General features: G+C 46.1%; 19 protein-coding genes. 12 read left to right on the plus strand and 7 right to left on the minus strand.

The annotated features are described in order from the left end of the window. Positions 1–2 precede the first annotated feature (2 nt). Positions 3–554, plus strand: coding sequence for a histidine phosphatase family protein (locus tag JNUCC31_RS23915; protein ID WP_192265362.1), 552 nt, complete (start codon positions 3–5; stop codon positions 552–554). A gap of 70 nt (positions 555–624) precedes the next feature. Here the strand turns inward: JNUCC31_RS23915 and JNUCC31_RS23920 are convergent, their stop codons facing one another. Both JNUCC31_RS23920 and coaA read right to left on the minus strand, forming a co-directional pair. Further along, entirely contained in the window at positions 625–987 is a 363-nt protein-coding gene (locus JNUCC31_RS23920; RefSeq protein ID WP_192265363.1) for a DUF423 domain-containing protein, read from the minus strand. 63 nt (positions 988–1050) lie between these two features. Next, positions 1051–1980, minus strand: a complete 930-nt coding sequence (coaA, locus tag JNUCC31_RS23925; protein ID WP_192265364.1) for a type I pantothenate kinase — start codon at positions 1978–1980, stop codon at positions 1051–1053. Between the two features lie 193 nt (positions 1981–2173). Between coaA and JNUCC31_RS23930 the strand changes: the two genes are divergently transcribed. The 9 genes from JNUCC31_RS23930 to odhB all read left to right on the plus strand — a co-directional run bounded on the left by JNUCC31_RS23930 (position 2174) and on the right by odhB (position 15658). Further along, positions 2174–2959: a DUF3891 family protein gene (locus JNUCC31_RS23930; protein ID WP_192265365.1), complete on the plus strand. Its 786-nt coding sequence runs from the start codon at positions 2174–2176 to the stop codon at positions 2957–2959. Between the two features lie 237 nt (positions 2960–3196). Then, positions 3197–3706, plus strand: coding sequence for an 8-oxo-dGTP diphosphatase (locus JNUCC31_RS23935; protein ID WP_192265366.1), 510 nt, complete (start codon positions 3197–3199; stop codon positions 3704–3706). A 96-nt stretch (positions 3707–3802) separates the two neighbouring features. Beyond that, positions 3803–4225, plus strand: coding sequence for a GNAT family N-acetyltransferase (locus tag JNUCC31_RS23940; protein WP_323374342.1), 423 nt, complete (start codon positions 3803–3805; stop codon positions 4223–4225). Positions 4226–4407: 182 nt separating this feature from the next. After that, on the plus strand, positions 4408–4905 hold the full coding sequence (locus tag JNUCC31_RS23945) for a GNAT family N-acetyltransferase (protein ID WP_323374343.1): 498 nt from the start codon (positions 4408–4410) through the stop codon (positions 4903–4905). Between the two features lie 157 nt (positions 4906–5062). After that, positions 5063–5524, plus strand: coding sequence for an NUDIX domain-containing protein (locus JNUCC31_RS23950; protein WP_192265368.1), 462 nt, complete (start codon positions 5063–5065; stop codon positions 5522–5524). Between the two features lie 221 nt (positions 5525–5745). Beyond that, entirely contained in the window at positions 5746–7170 is a 1425-nt protein-coding gene (locus JNUCC31_RS23955; protein ID WP_228469224.1) for an S-layer homology domain-containing protein, read from the plus strand. Positions 7171–7262: 92 nt separating this feature from the next. Then, positions 7263–10859: a DUF5704 domain-containing protein gene (locus JNUCC31_RS23960; protein WP_488656260.1), complete on the plus strand. Its 3597-nt coding sequence runs from the start codon at positions 7263–7265 to the stop codon at positions 10857–10859. Between the two features lie 642 nt (positions 10860–11501). Further along, on the plus strand, positions 11502–14375 hold the full coding sequence (locus JNUCC31_RS23965; protein WP_192265374.1) for a 2-oxoglutarate dehydrogenase E1 component: 2874 nt from the start codon (positions 11502–11504) through the stop codon (positions 14373–14375). Between the two features lie 5 nt (positions 14376–14380). Beyond that, complete coding sequence (gene odhB, locus JNUCC31_RS23970; protein WP_192265376.1) at positions 14381–15658, plus strand: 2-oxoglutarate dehydrogenase complex dihydrolipoyllysine-residue succinyltransferase; 1278 nt, start codon at positions 14381–14383, stop codon at positions 15656–15658. Positions 15659–15787: 129 nt separating this feature from the next. On the opposite strand, the gene JNUCC31_RS23975 is transcribed toward odhB, so the two are convergent. The 4 genes from JNUCC31_RS23975 to mnmL all read right to left on the minus strand — a co-directional run bounded on the left by JNUCC31_RS23975 (position 15788) and on the right by mnmL (position 19545). Further along, positions 15788–16765 carry an alpha/beta fold hydrolase gene (locus JNUCC31_RS23975; RefSeq protein WP_192265378.1) on the minus strand — a complete coding sequence of 326 codons (978 nt, stop codon included), beginning with the start codon at positions 16763–16765 and terminating at the stop codon, positions 15788–15790. Positions 16766–16838: 73 nt separating this feature from the next. Beyond that, positions 16839–17816, minus strand: a complete 978-nt coding sequence (locus tag JNUCC31_RS23980) for a type I phosphomannose isomerase catalytic subunit (protein WP_192265380.1) — start codon at positions 17814–17816, stop codon at positions 16839–16841. 186 nt (positions 17817–18002) lie between these two features. Then, positions 18003–18590 carry a tRNA 5-(aminomethyl)-2-thiouridylate-methyltransferase MnmM gene (gene mnmM, locus JNUCC31_RS23985; RefSeq protein WP_192265382.1) on the minus strand — a complete coding sequence of 196 codons (588 nt, stop codon included), beginning with the start codon at positions 18588–18590 and terminating at the stop codon, positions 18003–18005. A gap of 1 nt (position 18591) precedes the next feature. Then, the gene (mnmL, locus tag JNUCC31_RS23990) at positions 18592–19545 is read right to left on the minus strand and encodes a tRNA modification radical SAM protein MnmL/YtqA (protein WP_192265384.1); all 954 of its coding nucleotides are present in this window, start codon (positions 19543–19545) and stop codon (positions 18592–18594) included. Positions 19546–19816: 271 nt separating this feature from the next. Between mnmL and JNUCC31_RS23995 the strand changes: the two genes are divergently transcribed. Both JNUCC31_RS23995 and trmB read left to right on the plus strand, forming a co-directional pair. Then, the gene (locus JNUCC31_RS23995) at positions 19817–20017 is read left to right on the plus strand and encodes a hypothetical protein (protein WP_062320234.1); all 201 of its coding nucleotides are present in this window, start codon (positions 19817–19819) and stop codon (positions 20015–20017) included. Between the two features lie 152 nt (positions 20018–20169). After that, the gene (gene trmB, locus JNUCC31_RS24000) at positions 20170–20919 is read left to right on the plus strand and encodes a tRNA (guanosine(46)-N7)-methyltransferase TrmB (RefSeq protein WP_192265385.1); all 750 of its coding nucleotides are present in this window, start codon (positions 20170–20172) and stop codon (positions 20917–20919) included. A gap of 115 nt (positions 20920–21034) precedes the next feature. On the opposite strand, the gene JNUCC31_RS24005 is transcribed toward trmB, so the two are convergent. Further along, the gene (locus JNUCC31_RS24005; protein ID WP_192265386.1) at positions 21035–23281 is read right to left on the minus strand and encodes an AraC family transcriptional regulator; all 2247 of its coding nucleotides are present in this window, start codon (positions 23279–23281) and stop codon (positions 21035–21037) included. Positions 23282–23397 lie beyond the last annotated feature (116 nt).

Genomic DNA, 23397 nt, shown 5'->3' on the forward strand with positions numbered 1-23397 from the left:
CTATGGAGTCTGTTTATCTTATTCGTCACGCCAAAGCAACAGGACAAGAGCCGGAAGCCGGACTTACAGAAGAAGGACTTCGTCAGGCAGAGGAACTTGCTGAGAGGCTGGCAGCGCACCATATCGAATACATCGTGTCCAGTCCATGGAAAAGGGCCCTACAAACCGCTGCACCACTGGGCAGAGTCGCCCTTCGGCATATACATACGGATGAACGTCTTCAGGAGAGGGTTCTGAGTACCCTTCATCTGGATAACTGGATGGATGTGCTGAAACGTACATATACCGACGAGGATTGGACGGGAGAAGGCGGGGAGTCTACGCGCTTCGCTACAGCGCGGGGCCTTGAGGTGCTGGGGGAGCTATGGAATCGATCGGAGCGCAGTTCTGCGGTGATCACACATGGCAATATGTTATCCCTTTTGCTTCGCAGTTACGATGCATCCTTTGGATTCGAAGATTGGAAAAATCTCACCAATCCTGATGTATATGTCATGAAAAAACAGCCTGGGGATGGTACCTCTTGCAGCATTCGCCGTATATGGCCAGATTAAATTTAAAGAGAGTGCTCCAGCGACAGTGATGATCGGCTAGAACACTCTCTTCCGTTTATACAGTTATGGTCTACAATACGGCAATGATTAACACGACCCATCCAGCCAGGAACGCTACTCCGCCCAGAGGTGTGATGGCTCCCAGTTTGCGGACACCTGTTACGCTCAGTACGTACAGGCTGCCCGAGAATAGAAGAATACCGGCAAATAACAGCCATCCGGCGAGCAAAATGAGAGAAGCTTGATCCTGTCGATCAGCGAGCAGTCCAAGCAGGATGATCCCAAGTCCGTGAACCAGATGATACTGGACGCCGGTCTCATATATTTTGATCATGTCAGCAGACATTTTGCGCTTGAGTGCATGTGCACCAAAGGCGCCCAGGGCAACAGCAAGAAACATCATGATACTTCCGAGTATAACCAGGGTCTGCATGTGTCTTGTCTCCTTTTAATTGGGTATTAAGCAGTACAGTAGGCTCTCTGCCTGTTGTTACGATTACAGCTTGCGCAATCGGATACGCTGAATGGAATGATCGGCTTCCTTTTTCAAAATCAGTCGGGCTCGTCCTTTGGTTGGCAAGATGTTTTCGTGCAGGTTTTTGGCATTGATATCTTTCCAGATCTGACTTGCCATAAGTACAGCTTCTTCTTCTTCCAGATTGGCAAAACGGCTGTGGAAGAAGGAATTCTCATTCTGAAATGCTGTATTTCGCAGCAACTTGAAACGCTCAATGTACCAGTGGCGTATATGATCCTCCTCGGCATCGATATAGATGGAGAAGTCAAAAAAGTCACTGACGAGCAGCGGGGTTTCCTTCTTGACCTGGAGCACGTTAATTCCTTCAATAATGAGGATATCGGGTTGACAGATGGCCTTTTCCTCACCTGCAATGACATCGTAGGCAAGATGGGAATATACGGGAGCCATCACTTTCGGTTTGCCTGATTTGACGTCACCCATGAATTGAATAAGGGATTTGATATCATAACTTTCCGGGAATCCCTTCCGGTTCATGATGTTTTTCTCTTGCAGCACAGCATTGGGATACAGGAAACCATCTGTGGTAACCAGATCCACCTTGGGATGTCCTTTGCCTCTGGCAAGCATAGCCTGGAGCAGGCGGGCCGTTGTGCTTTTGCCTACGGCAACACTTCCCCCAATGCCAATGATGTAGGGAGCGGGGTGTGCTTCTTTTTTTATAAAAGAGGCCGTTAATCGATTCAGCTCTCGTGAAGCTCTTGCATATAAGTCAATAAAGTGGGTAAGAGGTAGATAAATATCCTCAACTTCTTGAATGGATACCTCTTCATTTAATCCCTTTAGCTGTTCCAATTCCGCTTCCGTTAGTGGAAGAGTGGTCTGATGTTCCTTCAAGTCAGCCCATTCCTTGCGGTTAAACTCGATGTAAGGAGAGTATAAATTCATGAGATCCCGCTTTCTGTATGTAATGTTATGTTGGCACAACCTTTAGTGTACCAAATTTCAGGGAACTGACAACACTTTTACCTTGATGGCACTCTTGTATATTCCCTGAAAGTTGAATGAAAAGCAACTTAAAGGAAAGTTTAAACCAATTTATGTTAAAGTCAACGTATACCATGCGGAAGGGTGACAGCAAATGATCGTATATGAGAGAGAGCATGATTTTGTTTTGACCGCGCAGCATGAGCATGGACTAGTAGCCGGAGAAATGGCTTCCCATTGGAAAACGGAGTTGCTCGCCGATGCAGCGCATCGGGAAGAGCTGATTATTGCCGCAAGAGAGCATGATCGGGGATGGATTGAACTGGATGCTGCTCCTTTCTGGAATGATTATAGTCAGACACCGTATTCGTTTCGTGATTTTCCGCTGCGTCCGCGATTTGTATTTTATCGTAAAGGCATTGAAGAAGTGCGTGAGAAAAACCTGTACGCCGGGTTGTTATGCAGCATGATGTACACGGAGTTGTTTCAGAACAATCTGGGTGCGAACGCGCATGATGATGAAGACATCAGGGAGTATCTGAACGTTGAACGGGAGCATCAGTTAAGCTGGGAACAGCAGCTTGGTGATCGTGAGGCATTGAAACAAAGGCTGAAAAGTGATGTGGAAATCATGCTTTTTTGTGACCAGCTGAGTCTGTTTCTCTGTATGGAGGAACCTGGAACACCTGCTGCACGGTATGATTTCTTTGCCGATGGACTTGGTTGTACCTTTGATGCGTGTTCAAGACATCCGATTCAGGCGGAATGGCTCTCCAACGAGAAAGTAGGGATATCCTTTGTGCCGTTTGACGAAGACTTTACCGTTACTATGCCTTACAAATCGGTACCGAAAGCGAGCATCCGCAAGTTCGGTATGCTGCAGGCATATCGCCGAGCGGAGTGGAAAGAACGCCGTGTATTGATTACAGGCATGAGCTGAAAAGTGTGCATATCCCAATGCTTCGGGACACAAGAAACAAGCATATCCAAAAAGGCGGGCTTCCGAAATTTCTGGTGTCCGTCTTTCGTATGTGTTTATATCGAAATGGATGAATTTGCAGATAGTTTGAAAAGTTAAGATGGATTCGGAATAGAGATTGAAGCAGGAAAATCTATCTTCGTACCAGAAATAAATTTCAAGGGATTAGGTTTAGATAAGGCAATTGGGAGGACAAACATGGACACTAAAACTGAGATTTTAACGATGTGTATGGTGTGGGACAAGCGTAATGATAAGGTACTATTAATGAATCGACCGGATCGTAAAGGATTTCCGGGATATATTGCTCCTGGAGGAAAGGTGGATTTTCCGGAAAGTATTGTGGATGGCGCCATAAGGGAAGTTCAAGAGGAAACAGGGCTTGTAGTGAATGAGATTACATATAAAGGACTTGATGAGTTTTGTGATCCAGAGCAAGGGTTGCGCTATATGGTATTCAACTATCTGGCTACTTCCTTTGAGGGAGAGCTGCTGAGTAATCCGCCAGAAGGCGAACTGTTTTGGATTCCTGTGAGCCAGGCTCTTGAATTGCCGATGCAGGATTGGTTTGCAGAACGTTTCCCACGATTTTTTCAAGCAGGTACGTTTGAGCGGAGTGTGATCTGGGAGAAATCAACCGGACGTACACTAAAGGAGACGTTTAAGGTGTATAACGACTCGGTTCTTGAACAGAGTAAAGTTAAATAAGTAAAACACTCCTATTGTTTATCCAATTCTATATATTTATATCCAGATATTATGATATAATGAAGTTTACTATTTTTATAGGAGGTGACTAGCTGTATGAAAATCACATTTCGTGACACGTTGGAGGGGATAGGCCCAGACCAGCTTGGCGGACGTTTTTTTGATGGTTGGCCCAATCCTCCATCTACGCCTACTTTTCTGAAATTATTGAAACAGTCTTATGCTGTTGAACTGGCTGTTGATGAGGACACAGGGAATGTAGTGGGCTTTATTCAGGCGATTTCGGACGGTGTTCTTAGTGCATACATTCCGTTATTGGAAGTGCTGCCGGAGTATCAGGGTAAGGGGATCGGAACGGACCTCATCAAGCGTATGTTCAATCGCCTTAGCGGTCTCTACATGATTGACCTCTTGTGTGATGCCGAGCTCCAGCCGTTCTACGAGAAAAAGGGTATGCATAAAGCATCTGGTATGGTGATTCGTCATTATCAAAATCAATCCGGTGCGGCGAATAGCTAATAGATTGGGAAATAGACTGTTGGATTAACATTTTGGATCAATTCGATCTAACCCGAGGTTCTGTAAAGAAAAATCTGAATGTCGACCAAACATTTGTATCAGGAAGATTGTTATTTATTTGGAGATCTAGCCATACATAGGCTTCAGCAAACGGGCAGGAATGAATATTGTACGATGAAAAGGTGGAGATTGTTGTGAAATTGTCGTTCCGAATTTTGGACTGGGAAGAAGAAAAACCTTATGAACTTTTACTGATGGCGGATCCGTCCAAAGCCATAGTTGACGAATATCTAAGTCGCGGTGTTTGTTTTATCGCTGAGTATGAAGGAGAAATGGTGGGAGAGTTTGTTTTATTGAAGACACGTCCAGAGACGGTAGAGATTGTGAATATCGCCGTACAGGAAGAATTACAAGGACAGGGCGTTGGCAAACACATGATCAAGGAAGCGATAGAAGCAGCACGCAGGCTCGGTGGTCGAACGGTAGAAATCGGGACAGGCAACTCAAGTTTTCATCAGTTGAAGCTGTATCAACGCTGCGGTTTTCGCATTATAGGGGTCGATCGGGATTTCTTTGTGAAACATTATGAAGAAGAAATTATAGAAGACGGTATTCGCTGCGTGGATATGATCCGTTTGGCACTGGACCTGGAAACCGTTGCGGAGGAGAACAAGAAGTGAAAATATCAACAGTGAGAATCATCAATCCGGCTCGGAGGCAGGGTTTACTGCATTGTTGATTGAGGGTGAAGAAACTGATTATCCGGTTATCGCTAGAGTCGGGAGACTCTTAGGAAGAGTAGGGCCACATCTTACTAATGAGAGGAAGAACCTTTAAGTGGATCGGTACACACATATGGGGGTATATGGTTTAGTCACCTGGGAGCAAAAAGTTCTGTTAGTTCATAAGGCAAGAGGAGCCTATAAGGGGAAATGGGATTTACCTGGAGGAAGGTTGGAGTTTGGTGAGAAACCGGAGTTCGCCCTACACCGTGAGTTCGAAGAGGAGACAGGCCTTTCCAATCTACAATTGGTGATTCGTTCTGCGGAGGCGAATGTACTGGAGTGGATGCACCAAGGCGAGCCGGAAGAGCTGCACCATATTGGAATTTTGTACGATGTATATTTGACAAGCGAAAGTCGGCCTTATGAGATCAAAAGGGAACCGGATGGCGAGGATTCACTGGGCGCACAATGGTTTACTATGGAAGAGGTCGGAGCGTTATCGTTGACGCCATTTGCACAGTATATGATTAACAATAGCGATGTGACAGGGTCAGCCGGTAACAGTATCGAATGAACAATTTTAATAGAGCTTATTCTGATTTTGAATTTTAGGACTGTTCAAATGGTGTTGAATCGTTTATTCTGTGATAGATAGATTACAAATTTTTCAACTGAATAGGACTGACACCTTAAAGCATAAGGCTATGAATCTGCGGATTCGTGGCCTTTTTTTGTGTTTTTACAGGTGAATTGGGTCTTTGGAAGGGGAGGTTGCATGCCTTGTCGTGATGGGGATTGCTGAAAAATAATACCAATAGCCTAGTTTTGCATGGTAGAATATTGATGATTATGACAAATTTAGGTTTTGGTTTGAAGAGTAGTATGAGTGCTGAAGAAGCAGAAGTTTGCCCCGTTACTATTAAGGTACATAGGAGAGTGAGTAGATTGAAGAAACAGATGAGATTAGCTGATAGGAAATCAAAAAGGAATGTGTTGATCGTCGGTTTGTTGACGATGGCTTTGATGGCAGGAACGCTGCTGACTACTGGAACCATGGGTCTGGTGTCTACTGTGGATGCCGCTACAAGCACGAATGAAGCGGGCACAACAGCTTCTGCGCTTACCAAGTTCAAAGATATCAAAGGGCACTGGGCGCAAGCTACAATTGTCAAAGCCTATGATAAAAATCTGATTTCCGGTTATCAGGACGGTACGTTCCGCCCCAATGCCAAAATCACCCGTGGTGAGTACGCCACGCTTCTCAGTCGTGCAACCAGCTTGGAAAAGGTACAAAGCGAAAATCCTTTTGCTGATCTCAAGGGGCACTGGTCTGAATCGGCTGTTACACAGTTGATAGGACAAGGGTTTATTAATGTTGGCGATTATCCCAAAGGATTCAATCCCAATGCTGAGTTGACACGCTACGAGATGATGAAATGGATTGCGAACGGATTGATCAAGTCGGGAACCAGTTTCCAGGATGCTTTTGACGATACCAAGGCTACATTGTTACCTACTCCTGAGGTGAATCGGGGTACGATTCGTGCGGAGCAGACTCCTTATCTTGCGCTTGTTCGTGGGACAGGCATTGTCGGTGGATTTGAGGACGGTTCATTAAAACCTGCTGATCCAACAACGCGAGCTGAAGTGTCTGCCATTTTGCTGCGTTATATGGATGTGGAAGGTACAGATGCGGGGAAATACAGTGATCTGAATGAAATGCGTGAGGTTGGCACGACGGGCACGAATTTAACGACGGTTAGTAATTATTTTTATAGTTCGGGTTCTGCTAAGATTTCAGAGTTATCAAAAGGTTACATCACCTTAACTAATAAATCTGGTGTAATGAAGATACATCGACTAATAGTCGTGGATACCACTAAGAGCACACCTAGAGGTATTTATGCCTCACTATTATTGGAAAAAAATTATGTTCCTGGTTCGTATAAAACATTTTTTGATATTTCATTCACTTCAAATTTAGAAGAGTCTAATTTATTAACGTTTAACAAGGGATTTTCCGATTCTCTTATACAATTTAATCGCTTAGATTCGAAATTGGCAAAAGAGAAGGGCTTTACAACGTTACCTATGAATTCTGGTGAGCTGATTAAAAAAGGAGTTCAAACAAGATTCTGGATTACATCAACTTTAAGAAATAAATCATGGTCTTATTTCTTGGAATCTGATACAGAGGGAGCGTTTAAAATTCAAAGGTAGACTGATTCGGGTGGTGAAAAAAATGCATGAGCAAAATAGATAAACGTTTCTTTAGTCTCATTTTAATAGCTGTGTTTGTTACTGAATTATTAATGAATTTCCTTCTTCCTATTAATATTATTAATGCTGCTACAGATCAGTATGGGCCAAAATCAATGAAAAGTCCTCAAAAAGTCACAGTCAAAGCAACACCTACTATAGGAACACCAGGAGTGTACTGGTATCAGGTCGATGACGGTCGTTTTAAAGCTGAACATTCGGGAGGCCCAACTTATGCGAGAAACGCAGGAAGTTGTTCAAGTCCATATCCTGAAGCTAAAGAAGTACCTGATAATGTAGATTTCAGTATATGGCCTGCAGAGAGTTGGCCTGACTATAATGGGAACAGAGTAAATTCATCAAACATTAGAAATATTCGAATACATGATGTTGATTACCAAGGCAGAGCAGATCAAAATTCTTATACTGGCGTTGATGATCCTACTCCACCGTTTCCTTCTACTATTGTGGCGATAAAGACTATCACTGGCGGTTATCATACTCCGACTGAAAAAAAACCATTTGCCAATGGTGGTGAGACGAATGCAGGTTGTCCCAAATACAATGTCGTTTATTACACCCCTATGGACATCATCTGGGAAGGGGATCTCGAAGAAGAAAAAGAGATTGACGTAACCCCAGATTCCACTCTAACGGTTGGACAAACCAAACAGATGGAGGCCAAAGTTAAGACGAAAAACTACGGTTCTACACAGTGGAGTGACGGCATCGACGTAAGTCGGCGTGAAGCCGAGACCACTTGGTGGTCGTCCGACCCGAGCATTGTAAGTATTGAACCCAAAACAGGAATGGTTAAGGCTGAAAAGCCGGGTACTGCTTTTGTACGAGCCATCTGGAACAACGGTACATACCTCATCTCGGATACTGCTGATATTACGGTTAAGTCCGAACCCGGACTCATTGTGAACCTCCCAAACGCCTGTAAAGGAGACACAGCTACAACGCTTCAAGCCAAAGCTATACTGACTAAGTCAGACCTTTCTGTTCATGAGCTTACCGCTCATCCCAAATTGACCTGGCAAAGCTCTAATCCAGCAGTAGCGACCATAGGTACCGATGGGAAAATGACGATCAAAGGTATCGTTGGCAGTACCACCATCACTGCGCGATTCTTGGATCCTGCCCAGCAGTTGGACGAACAAGGGATGCAGGTGCTAGAGGTGAAGGATTGCACAGGAAACGGGGGAACTGATCCAGGGAACGGGAGTGGTGTTGTGGGTTGCCCCGTGACCATCAGTCCACCTAATAAAGGAGCGTTGATCGAATCGGCTGCCATGGACCCATCCGTCCGAGGTGTGCTGAAGGCCGATGATCGGGGATCTGAGAAGTTTGATGTAACCCGCGGCATCCCGACCTCTGAAGATCTCTATGCAAATGTCATGGCTAAAGGGTACTTGTTCCAGCACCGTTGGGTGAACATGACGGGAACAGTGACTTATACAGTCAAGGTGAAAAAGAATTATCACAAAACATGGACAATCCCTGGCAGACCCTCGACGGGACCGAATGATCCAGGCACACCTCCACAACCTAAGGAACTCGACGTTCCTGTGGAAAAACCAATGCAGATCATTCGACAATATAGTTACTGGCAAATTGACAATTTGGAAGTATACAAGCTCAATCAAGCTACAATATCCAATTATGCACTTGGTGGCTACGGTGGTATAGTAACGCTGACTCCAAACGGATATACACCGCCGACCTTACAATCGGCTAATGATGATGCCGTTACCGCACATGTGAAACCTGCACCTTGCAAGGAAATCGATCTTGGAACTGAAACTGTTCCGGGTAGTTCCACTGAACCGACTACACCTATTGAAACGTCATTGTTTCAATCCAAAGCGGAAACGGAGGTCAAAGAGAACACTGTAAATAATGACAAGGTCGTGTTTAATGGCGCCACTGTGATGGATCCTGCTCCGATGGATAAGAGTGCTCCGCGACCCGGGACAATCCCGCAGCCGGGCATGATCGGTGACAGTGTGCTGTACCAAAATCGTCTAACCATTCAGAATATACTGGTCAACAAGGCGAACCAACCGACCACGGGCGAGATTGCCTATGGTTTGATTCCTGGCAACATTAAAGGTGGCCAGGATCAGAAGTTTTCTATTCAAGGGATTAATTCTGTCACGGTGCATACACCTGTCGTTAACTACGCCTGGGTGTCTGATGATCAGCCGCATAACCAGAAAACGGTGCCTGATCTGACCAGCGCGGCGCTTATTTTGGAACGACCGTTTATCGTACGTATCCCGACCTCAGGGCAGCATCTGAACGTGAACAGTTATCCGGGTTATGGCAATAGAGACTATGCCAAGTATTTTCGCATCAAGCAGATTCGTTTTCCCTTTGATGTCTATAACGCGGATAGAAGTCAGTTCATTCCAGCCAAGACCTGGGTTGACATTCCGGTCAATCAGCTGGATACCGTTTTCTATCTTCCCGTATGGGTGGATGAAGGAAACTACCGTATTGAATTTCGGAATATTGCGGAAAATGCTCCCTCGACGTTCACCGAGCAGCAGGATGCCAACACCAATCTGACCCATCATGTTGCGGCAGATACGATTCCAGTGGAGGTTATTGGGAGGTTGTATGATTTTCAAGTTACGGATATCTCCGATTATAATTGGGAGAACGTGTTTCGCCAGCAGCTCGGGAGTTTAGAGCCGACAGGGGTGAGCTACTGGACAGGACTTAATAGTATTGATGGTGATCCACGAGGGAATCTGGCACCATTCGTGTTACCTGTTCGCCAAGGCAGTCACCCTGTGCAGGGTTTCAGTAATGTTGCGGTGAAAACGGGTTACCATGTCAAATTCGACTTGAAAACAAAAGGCAATATGTTTGGCAAACAGGATGGTGTTCGAATTACACCAACGTTCTATTTTGTAAGCAAAGATGGCTCTTCCAGACAAGAAGTCGATTTATATTACCACCGCGGTCAAGAACGACTTATTCGTATAGGATCGGAACAGGATTTGGAGAAACGGTATGTTGTCCTGAACTCGAGGTTGCGCAATGTACCCGGCACGGAATTGGGGGATACAGCGCGTTATCAGTATACTTATGAACTGACAGCCGATGAACGCAACCAGAGTGCGCTCGCTGATTATATGGTTCGGTTTGTAGATCAAACCTCTCACCAGAAAACGTGGGTAGGCCGCTATGATTGGATGATCCTGCCCGCTTCCATTCGTACACTGATTGGACCAAAGACGGACATTCCTTCTGGTGTTAGTGTGGACCGAGCGAATGCGGCTATCCAGCGTTGGTACGGGGAATACAGCTTGCCTGCAGATGTTTACGTCGTGCCAAAGGGAACAAATCTCGAAACGTTCGCCGGACAAAATCAACTGGATGAAAAGGCTTCTGTATTTCTGAAGGACGGCTATATCGTGGTCAACTTTAATATGGAGACACTTCGGAATGGAAGTACAGAGGCTCCACACCTGCAATACATTTACGCTCCACTGATGAATCAGTGGCAGATGGAAGGTTTCAACGATAGTCCAGTAGACAGTCAAGGCAGAACTTGGCCCCTGAAGGATGGTGATGTGGTCTTTTACCACGCAGATCAGTCCAGCCGTAACGATTTTCAGTCTCAGGTGCCGCATTAAAAGATAGACATCAGCGCTGATTGAATCATGTAAGAGATGTAAAGACTGTCAGCCTAAATAAAACAAGTCAAAAATAAGCCGCCTGGATGCTTTTACGCATTAAAGGCGGCTGTTGGCTTATAACATTGAATTGCAATAAATACCCATTTTTTTGTTGAATATCAAGCCAAATGGTTAATATAAAACTTGACGGTTTGTTTTTTTTCATAATAGACCACAATTCTAATGAAGGGGGGTTACAAAGAGAATTCTTTTTGCACCTGAAATGCTCCAATTATTCGATTCATCTAATTTATGCATCAATTGGACTAAAAATAGGAAATGCTCCTGAGCGCAAAAGTTTATAGAATAGATATTAGAACACGGACTTCAATGGATAACGTTGAGGAAGGTGTAACCTTCGAACGGATAAGGACAGTATTCGACATCTGTGCGACGGTATATATAATCATCGTATAACTATGATTTTGAAAACGCAGACAAACCTTGACGGGAGCGTCGGAACAACGTTACTACCACCAACAGCACGATTATTGGACTTCATGAAAAATTTAGCTTAAAATGTTGAACGAACGCAAATTACGGCTTAGTCAATGATTTCCGTCAAAAACTTATGACTAAATCAAGACGGAGGGAACGTCGATGACGATCGAGGAAGGCAACAAGAAACCCTGGGAAAGTTACTATGGCCCCAATATGGGATACGTACAGGAACAATATGAATTATATTCCCAAGATCCAGGTGCAGTGACACCGGCTTATCGGGAATTATTTGAACAATGGGGTGCTCCGCCGATGTCTGGCAAGGATGCACATACAGCCTCGTATTCTGGCAACGCCCAAAAGGCTTCCGGAAGCGTGGATATTCAATTATTACAGAAAGCGGTTACAGCAGGGAAACTGGTTATGAATATTCGTACCTATGGTCATCTTGCAGCCGATATTGATCCACTAGGAATCAGTGAAGATTCAGATACTTCTTTGCTCGAACCGAAGCATTTTGAATTAAATGAAGAGGATTTGAAAGCCCTGCCCGCTTCCCTGATCTGGGAGGGTGCAGATGGACAGACTGTGACAGGATTGGATGCCATCCAGCGCCTGCGGCAAATATATACGGGTCCTATCGCTTATGAATTCAGCCATGTGCATGAAGTTCATGAGCGGGAGTGGCTGAACCGCCGTGCAGAATCTCGTACTTCACCGGCACCGCTTAATCCGGAGGAGCGTAAGGCTTTGCTGGAACGTTTGGTTGAAGTTGAGCAATTTGAAGATTTCCTTCACAAAACATTTGTTGGACAAAAACGCTTCTCCATTGAAGGTAACGACGTTTTAGTCCCTATGCTGGATGAAGCCGTCCGAATTATGGCACACGCAGGTTCGAGTCATATTTTGATGGGGATGGCTCACCGTGGTCGATTGAACGTACTTGCTCATGTACTGGGCAAGCCGTACAGCAAAATTTTCTCTGAATTCCATCATTCTCCGAACAAGGATTTGGTTCCTTCCGAAGGGTCAACAGGAATCAATTACGGTTGGACGGGGGATGTCAAATATCATCTCGGTGCAAACCGTTATGTAAAAGACGGTGAAACAGTGCAAGCGCGTCTTACCCTTGCCAATAACCCGAGTCACCTGGAATATGTCAACCCAGTTGTACAGGGCTTTGCACGTGCAGCCCAGGATGATCGCCGTGATCCGGGGTATCCGAAGCAGGATGTAACCAAAGCGGCAACTATTCTGATGCATGGTGATGCGGCCTTCCCTGGGGAAGGTATTGTAGCCGAAACGCTCAATTTCAAAGCTTTGCCTGGTTACCAAAATGGCGGCACGATTCATATTATCGTGAACAACCGTCTTGGATTCACCACAGACAGCAGCGATTCACGCTCAACGTACTATGCGAGTGACCTTGCCAAAGGATATGAGATCCCTATTGTGCATGTCAATGCAGACAACCCGGATGCATGTATTGCGGCCATTCGTATGGCAGCAGAATACCGTAACCTGTTCAAAAAGGACTTCCTGATTGACCTGATCGGTTACCGTCGTTATGGTCATAACGAAACGGATGATCCGGAGACAACACAGCCGACAGTGTATGACAAAGTAAAAGCTCATCCAACGGTTAGCCACTTGTATCAGGATCATCTGAAAGAGGAATCTGTAATCGACGATGCTTCCATCAACAGCATTCGTGAGGCTGTGACGAACCGCCTAAAAGAAGCATATGAGCAGATGAAGAACAATGAAGTACATGAATATTATCAACGTCAAATTAGCGAGCCAGAAGCAGTTTCAGTTATTCCAACTGCGGTACCATTGGAAAATCTGCGGGCAATTAACGCAGACTTGCTGAAATGGCCAGAGAATTTTAATGTGTATCCGAAGTTGCAGCGCATTTTGCAGCGCAGAAGCACGTCTCTGAATGAAGGTGAGAAAGTAGACTGGAGTCTTGCAGAGACGCTTGCTTTCGCTACTATTCTTGCGGATGGCAAACCGATCCGGATCAGTGGACAGGATGCAGAACGTGCAACGTTTGCCCATCGGAATCTGGTGTTGCATGATTCCGAGAATGGAGAGAAATTCTGCCCACTGCATCATCTGCCGCAGGCAAGAGCATCCTTTGCCATCTACAATAGTCCGTTGTCTGAGGAGTCTGTAGTTGGTTTCGAATACGGATATAACGTATATTCACCAGATACGCTCGTCATCTGGGAAGCTCAATTCGGAGATTTTGCCAACTGTGCACAGGTTATTTTTGACCAGTTCGTGTCTGCGGGCCGTGCCAAATGGTCTCAGAAATCCAGTCTGGTCATGTTGCTTCCGCATGCGAACGAAGGTCAGGGACCTGAGCATACAAGTGCTCGACTGGAACGTTTCCTACAGCTTTGTGCAGAAGATAATATGACCGTTGCGAACTTGACGAGTGCATCGCAGTATTTCCATCTGCTGCGTCGTCAGGCTTCCTTGACCGAAACAGAGGATGCCCGTCCGCTGGTTATGATGTCGCCGAAAAGTCTCATTCGTAATCCACGTGTTGCTTCACCTGCTACAGAATTCAGCGAAGGCAAGTTTGAACCGGTGCTGGAGCAAGCAGGATTGGGCACGAAACCGGATCGCGTAGAGCGCATTATTTTGTGCAGTGGTAAAATCGCCATCGATCTGGAAGATGCTTTTGAGAAAGACAAAGCGGATTGGTCCTGGTTACACATTATTCGTGTTGAACAGCTGTATCCGTTCCCGGCGGAAGAAATCAAGCGCGTACTCGCACGTTTCAGCAAGCTGAAAGAGCTGGTGTGGGTTCAGGAAGAAAACAAAAACATGGGTGCCTGGACATACATGGAGCCACGTCTTCGTGAGATCGCGCCAGAAGGCACAACCGTTAAATACGAAGGTCGCCCGGAACATGCGAGTCCTTCCAGCGGTTATCAACTGGTGCATGGCATGGAACAGCAGCAGATTATTACAGCAGCGTTGAAGCAAACGACGAAAAATAATATTCCACTGGGGAGGTAACAGCTGTGAGTGAAATTAAAGTACCTGCAATGGGTGAGTCGATAACGGAAGGAACTGTATCCAGATGGATGGTCAAAGAAGGAGAAACCGTAAATCAGGGTGATGTTCTTCTGGAGCTTGAAACGGATAAAGTAAATATTGAGATCAGTGCTGAAGAGAGCGGTGTGCTTGAGAAAATTATTCGCCAGGAAGGCGAAACTGTAGTGATCGGTGAAACGATCGGAACAATTTCGGCTGGAGCAGGAGGAGGAAGCGGCACGCCCGCTTCCCAACCAGCGGCGACTGAACAGAAACAAGCATCTGCTCCTGCACCGGAAGCTCCAACACCGCCACCAGCACCCGTTGCTGTAGCACCTGACTCTTCGGATAGCAGCTCGAAGACAGCTTCACCGTCTGCACGCAAACTTGCACGTGAGCGTGGTATTGAGTTGGATCAGGTACAAAGCAAGGATCCGATTGGACGTGTGTATCAGGATGATGTGAAGACTCACAGTACTCAGGCAACCGCTCCTTCAGCGCCTCCTGCTAAAGCTCCTGCGGCAGCACCGAGTGCTCCGGCAGCTGGGAGTTCCACGTATACCAAACCGGTGGAGCGTCAGCGCATGTCCCGCCGTCGTGCTACCATTGCGAAACGCCTGGTAGAAGCGCAGCAGACCGCAGCCATGTTGACTACTTTTAACGAAGTGGATATGACGGCAATTATGGATGTTCGTAAACGCCGTAAGGACAAGTTCAAAGAGAAACATGAAATCAATCTTGGCTTTATGTCCTTCTTCACCAAAGCGGTTGTCGGCGCACTGAAAAAGTTTCCGACCATCAACGCGGAGATTGATGGCGAAGATGTAGTACTCAAGAAGTACTATGATATCGGTATCGCCGTATCTGCCAAAGAAGGGCTTGTCGTACCGGTTGTACGGGATGCCGACCGTCTGGGCTTCGCTGAGATTGAGAAGAGCATTGCGGACCTGGCGTCCAAAGCTCGTTCCAACACGCTGGCGTTGTCTGATCTGCAAGGAGGAACGTTCACCATTACCAATGGTGGAACATTTGGTTCCCTGTTGTCGACGCCAATTTTGAATACACCTCAAGTGGGTATTCTGGGTATGCACAAAATCCAGCTTCGTCCAGTAGCGATTGATGCAGAGCGGATGGAGAACCGTCCAATGATGTATATCGCCCTGTCTTACGATCACCGCATTATCGATGGAAGCGAAGCAGTACGTTTCCTCGTGACGGTGAAAGAATTGCTTGAAGATCCAGAGTCTTTGCTGATCGAAGGGTAATCCATAACGAGTAACACTTAATTGCCATCTTATAAATATCAAATAAAAGCCTCTGAACATGGTACACAGCACAAGCTGCTAACCTGTTCAGAGGCTTTTATTCATTATTGTATCCTTGCTCGCTTCGCATCATACGGATTCGGCAGATTCGGCATTTGTCATGGAATGACGGGCATTAAGGTCAGGCATATGCCTTTCCAGCCATTCCACGACGTGCCCCGCAACTTCTGTCCGATTCGTCTCATGCAGCATTTCGTGGCGCCCGCCCGGATAGAGGCGGTATTCAATATCTTCAAGCTGAAGCTCCCGATATTGGGAGACCAGGTTGAGGACTCCTTTTCCGTGAAGACCAACCGGGTCCTGTTCACCTGAAAAAAGATATACAGGTTTATCCTTGGGAATACGTTTCATATTGCGTGGCATGTGAATTTCGAGCAGCAGTTTGAAAAAGTCATGGAAAAACCCTGCGGAGCAGACGGCTCCGCATAGAGGGTCATCGATAAACCGTTTGACCTCCTCGGGGTCCCGAGATAGCCAATCAAAGGGTGTTTTTGCCGGACGGAAGGAGCGGTTGAATCCGCCGAATACGAGTGCATTGAGCAGCATACTTGGATGCGCAGCCCCTTGAATGCCACACTGCAAGAAGGCAAGTCTCTCACCAATATGGAGTAGACCGCGTTTGCCATTGGTACCGGACAAAATAAATGCATGATAGCGCTCATGGCCGGCGTACATTAGATGCTGCACCAAAAACGACCCCATACTGTGTCCCATCAGAAAGAGAGACACATCCGGGTTTTCTTTGGCGGCAACCTCCCCCAGATTCATCATGTCACTCGCCATCCAGCGGAAGGCATCCTCGCCTGCATTGCCCAACATATCCGGATTTTCTGCCGTTTTGCCATGACCACGATGATCATTGGCGTATACCGCGTAACCGTGCCTGGTGAGATATTCGGCAAATTCGGAATACCGGGCAGCGGTCTCACTCATGCCATGTGCAATCTGGATCACACCCTTAATGTTACATTCCGGATCGGGAAGCCAGCGGTACACATGAATACGGGTACCATCATTGCCAATCAGGCCAAAGGTAGATTCCTGCATCTCATGTAATCCTCCTTCACAGGTCACATTAAAGCCATTACTGAGAACCAATAGTTAGAGAACTATTAAATGATTAAGGCAAATAAGAGCGAAGAACCGTAGTATTGCCATCCAGCGCATAGGAGCCCAGATTGGCAGGCAATAAGTAGCATTGTCCAGCTTTCAATTCAATACTCTCTGATTCAGCATTGTCCCACTCCAGCGTCCCGCTACCTTCACAGACCACAAGAATGGTGAAGCTTTCTGCACTGGTGGAGAGCTCCCAGCGGTTCGTAACGATCCCTTTTTCCACAACAAAATAAGGACATTCGGCAAGCTTCAGCCATTCACCTGGTGTCGCATTATTGGTTTTCATTGTTGTGGCGCCTGCACCCTCATAAGCGGTTACATTCAAAGAATCCTCAACATGCAGCTCGCGTGGTTTGCCATCCAGACCTGGACGATTGTAATCGTAAATCCGGTACGTTGTATCCGAGTTTTGCTGAATCTCAGCGACGACCACACCTGCACAGAGAGCATGTACGGTTCCAGCAGGAATAAAGAACGTATCGCCTGCTTCCACAGGAACTTGACGAAGAGTATCCATGACGGTACCATTCTCCAAAGCTTCCTTCAGTACTGCGCGATCAACGCCTTCGTTCAAGCCGTAGATGATGTGCGCTCCTGGTTTGGCATCCAGCACGTACCACATTTCCGTTTTGCCGAGCTCGCCAGGAGGAAGAGCTTCGTAATCATCCGTTGGATGCACCTGTACGGACAGATCATCGTTACAGTCGAGCAATTTAATCAGAAGCGGGAAACGTCCGCCTTTTTCCGAAACACCTTTGGTTCCGAGCCATGCTGTGCCGAGCTGTTCACGAACTTCATCAAGTCCTTTGCCAGCAAGTGCTCCATTTAATACCTTCGTTGTCCCATTGGGATGATCTGCAATCATCCAACCTTCACCAATATGTCCTTCAGGGGGCGTCAGACCGAATTGCTCCAGTGCGCGACCTCCCCATACACGTTCTTTAAACTCTGGCTGAAATTGCAGTGGATATGGCGTAGACATTCCTAATCTCTCCTCTAGTATATGAAATGGTGGATCGCTTTAATCAGTCATAACCGCGTGGCGGCATGAATGTAACAGGGTGAATACGGTTGCACATCGTTATGTAGTACACAAATCGCATAAATGGAACACAAGTTTCTCAGCTACGATTGTGTTTAGTTTATTGTATTTGTGTACTAAAGGAAATTATTTTTTCTCAATACCAATCAGAAAAGGGGAAGCTTCTCGCTGCAATTGGCGGTACATTACTACTTGTGCTTGCTCTACAGGCAGAGCAGACGCCCACTCCAAAACCGCTTCCGCCTCCTGAGACCCTCCTTTATGGCCCGGGTAAAGGACAACGGTAATAATGCCGCGCGGCTTAAGCAAGCCCAGTGCAGCCTCGAGTGCAGCAAGGGTACTATCGGTAAGAGTAATAATGGAGGCGTCGGCACCTTCCGAAGGCAGGTAGCCGAGGTTAAACATTACAGCCCCAACAGCATTTTGCCATGACTCCGGAACGGCTTCAGCCATTCGATCGTGGCTTAATTGAAGCAGGGAGATGGAGCCCATTTTGGTGCTGTCCTCTTCTTGTTTGCGAATTCGGGCTTGTGCCAATGTCAAGGCCTCGCTCTGAATATCGAAACCAATGACTTGACCTCGTTTACCCACCTTTTGTGCCAGAAACAGGGTATCCGCCCCTGTACCAACCGTTGCATCAATGGCCAGATCTCCGGGCTGCAACCTCGAAGAAATCCATTGATGGGCACAGCTTAGAACCGAAAGAAAGCCCATCTTATGCTCCCCTCCAGTATTTACCTTGCCATGAATCCCGCTGGCGCAGCTCTCGATCAATAGCATTCAGCACTTCCCATTTTTTCATGGACCACATCGGACCAATGAGTAGATCACGCGGGGCATCCCCTGTAAGGCGATGTACAATCATTTCCGGCGGCAGCATTTCCAGCGTATCAACGATTAGCTTAATATACTCGTCTTGTTCCAGGAAACGAAGAAGTCCGGCTTCGTACTGCTTCACCATCGGCGTTTTGCGCATCAGGTGCAGCAGGTGAATTTTGATTCCCTGTACATCCATGTGGGCTACGGCCCGTCCGGTATCCAGCATCATTTCATGAGTTTCCTGCGGCAGTCCGTAAATGATGTGTGTACACACACGGATATTCCGTTCGCGCAGCTTAGCGACGGCTTCCTCATAACATTGGGTATCGTGTGCACGGTTAATTAGAGTTGACGTGGACTCGTGAATCGTTTGCAGGCCCATCTCAACCCAGAGGTACGTGCGTTCATTCAATTCGGCCAAGTAATCAACGACGTCATCCGGTAAACAGTCAGGGCGAGTGGCTATGGACAAACCGACGACCCCAGGCTGCTTCAAAATTTCTTCAAAGTATTCACGCAGTTCTTCAACGGGAGCGTACGTGTTGGTATAGGCTTGAAAGTAGCCGATGTAATGGGCTGAAGGCCACTTCAGATGTTGTTTATCCCGGATCGTATTGAATTGGGTTACCAAATCATCACGTCTGCTACCAGCGAAATCACCGGATCCACGAGCGCTGCAGAACGTGCAGCCACCCTTGGCAATGGACCCATCACGGTTAGGGCAGGTAAATCCGGCATCCAGCATGACTTTGAAGACTTTATTGTTAAATTCGTCTCTCATTTCGTAATTCCATGTATGGAATCGTTTATCTCCCCATAAAAGAGGAGGTTGTAGTGAAGGTGCATTCATCTTAAGGGTACTCCTTTGGCTACCTATTGACTTGCTTTTTATTTTATCGAAATCGATGCTTCATGAACTTTTACCATTGTATCAAAAAACTCAAAAAAAGGGGAATCTCGTTGCAAAAATAGGCCGTAGAATCGTGGTTTTATCCTTGCTATAGTTTACACATTATGTTATATTTAAACCAACGTCAGACACCATCCAATGGGTACTATTCATCATAGCATTTGAATCAATGTTGACGTCATGGACCATACTATACCGTGAGGTGATATGAATGAATTCCCAAGTTAAAAACAATGATCTTCATCATGTTTCTGTAGAACTGACGGCAGAAGAAGCTCTCGCTTTGACAGGTGTTCGTTTCAATGGCAATCCGAAAGTGAAAGCGGCTGCAAGACAAAAAGTTCGCGATGCTTTCGAAAAGACATTTGATTTTTCACACCAAGATAAGGTAGACTATGAACTATTAAAGTAGTTGGACCCCAATTCCAAATAAATCGAAGAGGGAATCTTTGAGATTTGCCCCAAAGTGGCAGATCCGAAGATTCCTTTTTCATTGCTCTTTACAATTCGCCGGTTCTTCGGCAAAATGATTCTGAGACAAGTATGGATAAACGGAGGAATAAGATGCGTTTACGTGGCAGAAAAGGGATTCGTGAAAATTTGGAGCAACAAGTCGATCTCGTTGTTCTTGATCCCAAACAGTATAAAGGAAAATGGTCTGAACAATTTGGTAATGACCATCCGATCTTTGTGGAATTTGGTATGGGTAAAGGTCAATTTATCAGCCAAATGAGTTATAAATATCCGGAATATAATTTTATCGGCATCGATATGTATGATGAACTGGTGCGTCGTGCCAGCGAGAAGGCTCGGAAAGCATGGAGTCAGGCGGAAGTGGACACACCTCCCAACCTGAAGTTGGCCTTGGCCAATATTGAACAGATCGAGGACGTATTTGAAGAGGCGGAATTGGAACGAATTTATCTGAACTTCAGCGATCCTTGGCCTAAAGCCAAACATGCACGCCGTCGTTTGACGCATCCACGCTTCCTGAAGAAATATACGGAACTGCTTAACAAAAAAGGACAGATCCATTTCAAAACAGACTCGGAGACATTATTCGATTTCTCACTTAACGCCATTGCTGACTTTGGTCTGCAAATGACCAATCTGTCCCTGAATCTGCACCGCGATGGATTGAACGAAGAACATGTCATGACAGAGTATGAACAGAAATTCATGGGCAAAGGCATGAACATTCACCGGGTTGAGGTGATCGTTGGTGAAGATGCGCTGCGCGAGTACCAACAGATCCGTTTGGACAAGTATAAAGTCCGGGAAGCTGCGAACGAGTCTGACGAGGAACAAGAGTAATTGGATTTAAAAAGCGTTACAAGAGCTGGCACCAGACTCTTGTAACGCTTTTTGCTGTTTGCAATTCATAACTCACGTTTTTTCATAACCCGTTCGCAATTGTTATTTCCCTCTGCTAAAGCTCCGAATGCAGCTCTTTGCGGCGATAATCGTTCGGAGTAACCCCATTGAACTTCTTAAACATGCGATAGAAATAAGAACTGTTAGTGAATCCTGTTTGTTCCGCAATATCAGCAACAGATCTATCCGTCTCCATAAGCAAATGCTGGGCTTTGGCTATGCGCGTCTCGTTGATGACATCCGTGAGTCCCTTTAACGTTAATTGTTTGTAGAGCCTGCTGACGTAAATGGGTGACATGGCTAGTTCATCGGCAATTGAAGTCAGGCAGAGGTTGGTGTCTGCATAGTCCCGTTCAATAATACAGTTGATTTTGCGAATTAACTCTTCGTGTTTGAGAGTTCGTTTTTCCTCTACTTTGGATCCAAGCTCGTCGAACATCCGGTAGAAGTGTGCGTGAACTTCATTGAGATCCTCGGCATCATGTATTGGCAGCATTGAATTGTCGGAGATGGAATCGATCGTAAGCTGGTTGTTCTTTTTGAGTGTATTACGTACATGATTCAACGTCATGGTCAGATGGGATAAGGCCAGCTGGAATACAGTAAACGGATATACCGCCGTTTCCCCGACGATATCTGCGTAAACCTGTTTGGCTTCGGCTGTTTTGCCAGTCATCAGGCAATCAATCAGCTGCCGCTCTTTTCCAACAGGGAAAGCATACTCTTTTGTTTGATACGCCATGATGTCCGAGGTATAGATCAGGCATCCAGGGCCCAGAAACAAACGATGAAGCGAAGCTTCTGCTGAGCGTGTATAAGCGGCAATACTGTTTTCCAGTGATTCTTCGGCTGGACCGATCGTAAAGGAAATGGAGCATTTCAGATGCGTCATCACGGCAGTCTGCATCAATCGCAGCAGTTCCTCAATAGAGACATTTCCGTGACTGGCATCCTCTTGGATCTTATCATTGAAGATAAAAGTGATCAGATCTCCGCCCATATCTACAGCTTCTGTATGGTAGTAAGAGCCGGCCGTTTCTGCACAAATGTTCATCATGGCATATTTCACAAGCTGAGTCTCATCCCGATAGGTCTCGCTGAAATCGGCAAAATGATCAATGCGGAGCAGCACCAATCTGGATATGCGATGCGCGTCGATAGACGAGCCATAGAATTTCATCCGCTCCTCCAGCATGCGTCCAGTTACGGTTTCCCGACCTTGCAGAGCCCCGCGCAGGAAGTCCTGTCGCAATAAATGCAAGCTTCCGCGACGCTCTGCCTCCATAACACGCATACGGCCAATGACTTTATCAATCGGATGATACAACTTTCGGGATACCAGGTAGGATAAGAGTAGTCCGGCAAGTAGTAGTCCAAGGCAAAATAAAACGGTATGTGTTCGCATATTTCGAATATCTGCGGTAATCAGGTCATAAGGCGTGATTCGCACATAGCGCCATCCAAGGTTGTCAGGGGAGGTATAGGTAATCAATGACTTTTCTCCATCCACCGTTGCAGAAAAATAAGCAGACTGCCCTGTATTTTGAAGGATCGGTTGCATAAACGGTTCATTGGAAAGGTCTTTCATTAGAGAACGATTGTTAAACTCGGATAATAATTGTCCTTTTTCATTGATAATAAATGCGTTGCCTGGCTGATCGGCTGAATTCATATTAGGACTGAGCCAATCGTCCTTTATGTTTACGATGACTGCATAGTTCAGTTTGGCGTTGTCGTTGATTGTATCGTAACAGAGATACGTGTAGCTGCTGACTTCGGTCGCTTCTGTGGAACCAACCTGATATGTACGAGGAATCGGCACAAAAGGTTTGTACTCATGAAATCGCTCAAGGATACTTGTTATCCCCTGATCGTCAATTTCCGTCATGGATTGCTGTCCATTGCGCACTTCATTGGAACTGATGAAGAAATCATTACTTTTGGAGTTATATACATAGATGGATTCGATAAATGGAAGGGACATCCGGTAGTTATCAAGCTGTCTCATCGCAGAAGTAACTTCATAGATACTCGGTTTGGAATAGAGCAGAAGGGATGAGATGGTATAGTCCTGATAAATCTGATAAGACAATGATTTGGCGGTTTCGGTCATCTTGGAGACTTCCCGACTGGTCTGGGTAAGACTGTTCATATCTGTGCGATAGACCTGGCGGAGAGCAATACGATTATAGTTGACATACAAAATGCTGGCTGCCACAAGCAATGTAGCAACGGTGCTGATAATAACCCCAATCCAAATCCGTGTAAACACCTTCTGACTGTCCGCTGAACGTTTACGCATGACCTGTCCTCCCCAAGCCTCCCTGTTTTGGATGAGCAAAGTATAACTTCATAGCCAAGTATCGGGCTTCATATATGGCTGTGGCGAATCACGGATGATATCTTGAATTATATATT

Origin of the sequence: Paenibacillus sp. JNUCC-31 (genome assembly GCF_014844075.1) — a bacterium.
Classification (GTDB): domain Bacteria; phylum Bacillota; class Bacilli; order Paenibacillales; family Paenibacillaceae; genus Paenibacillus.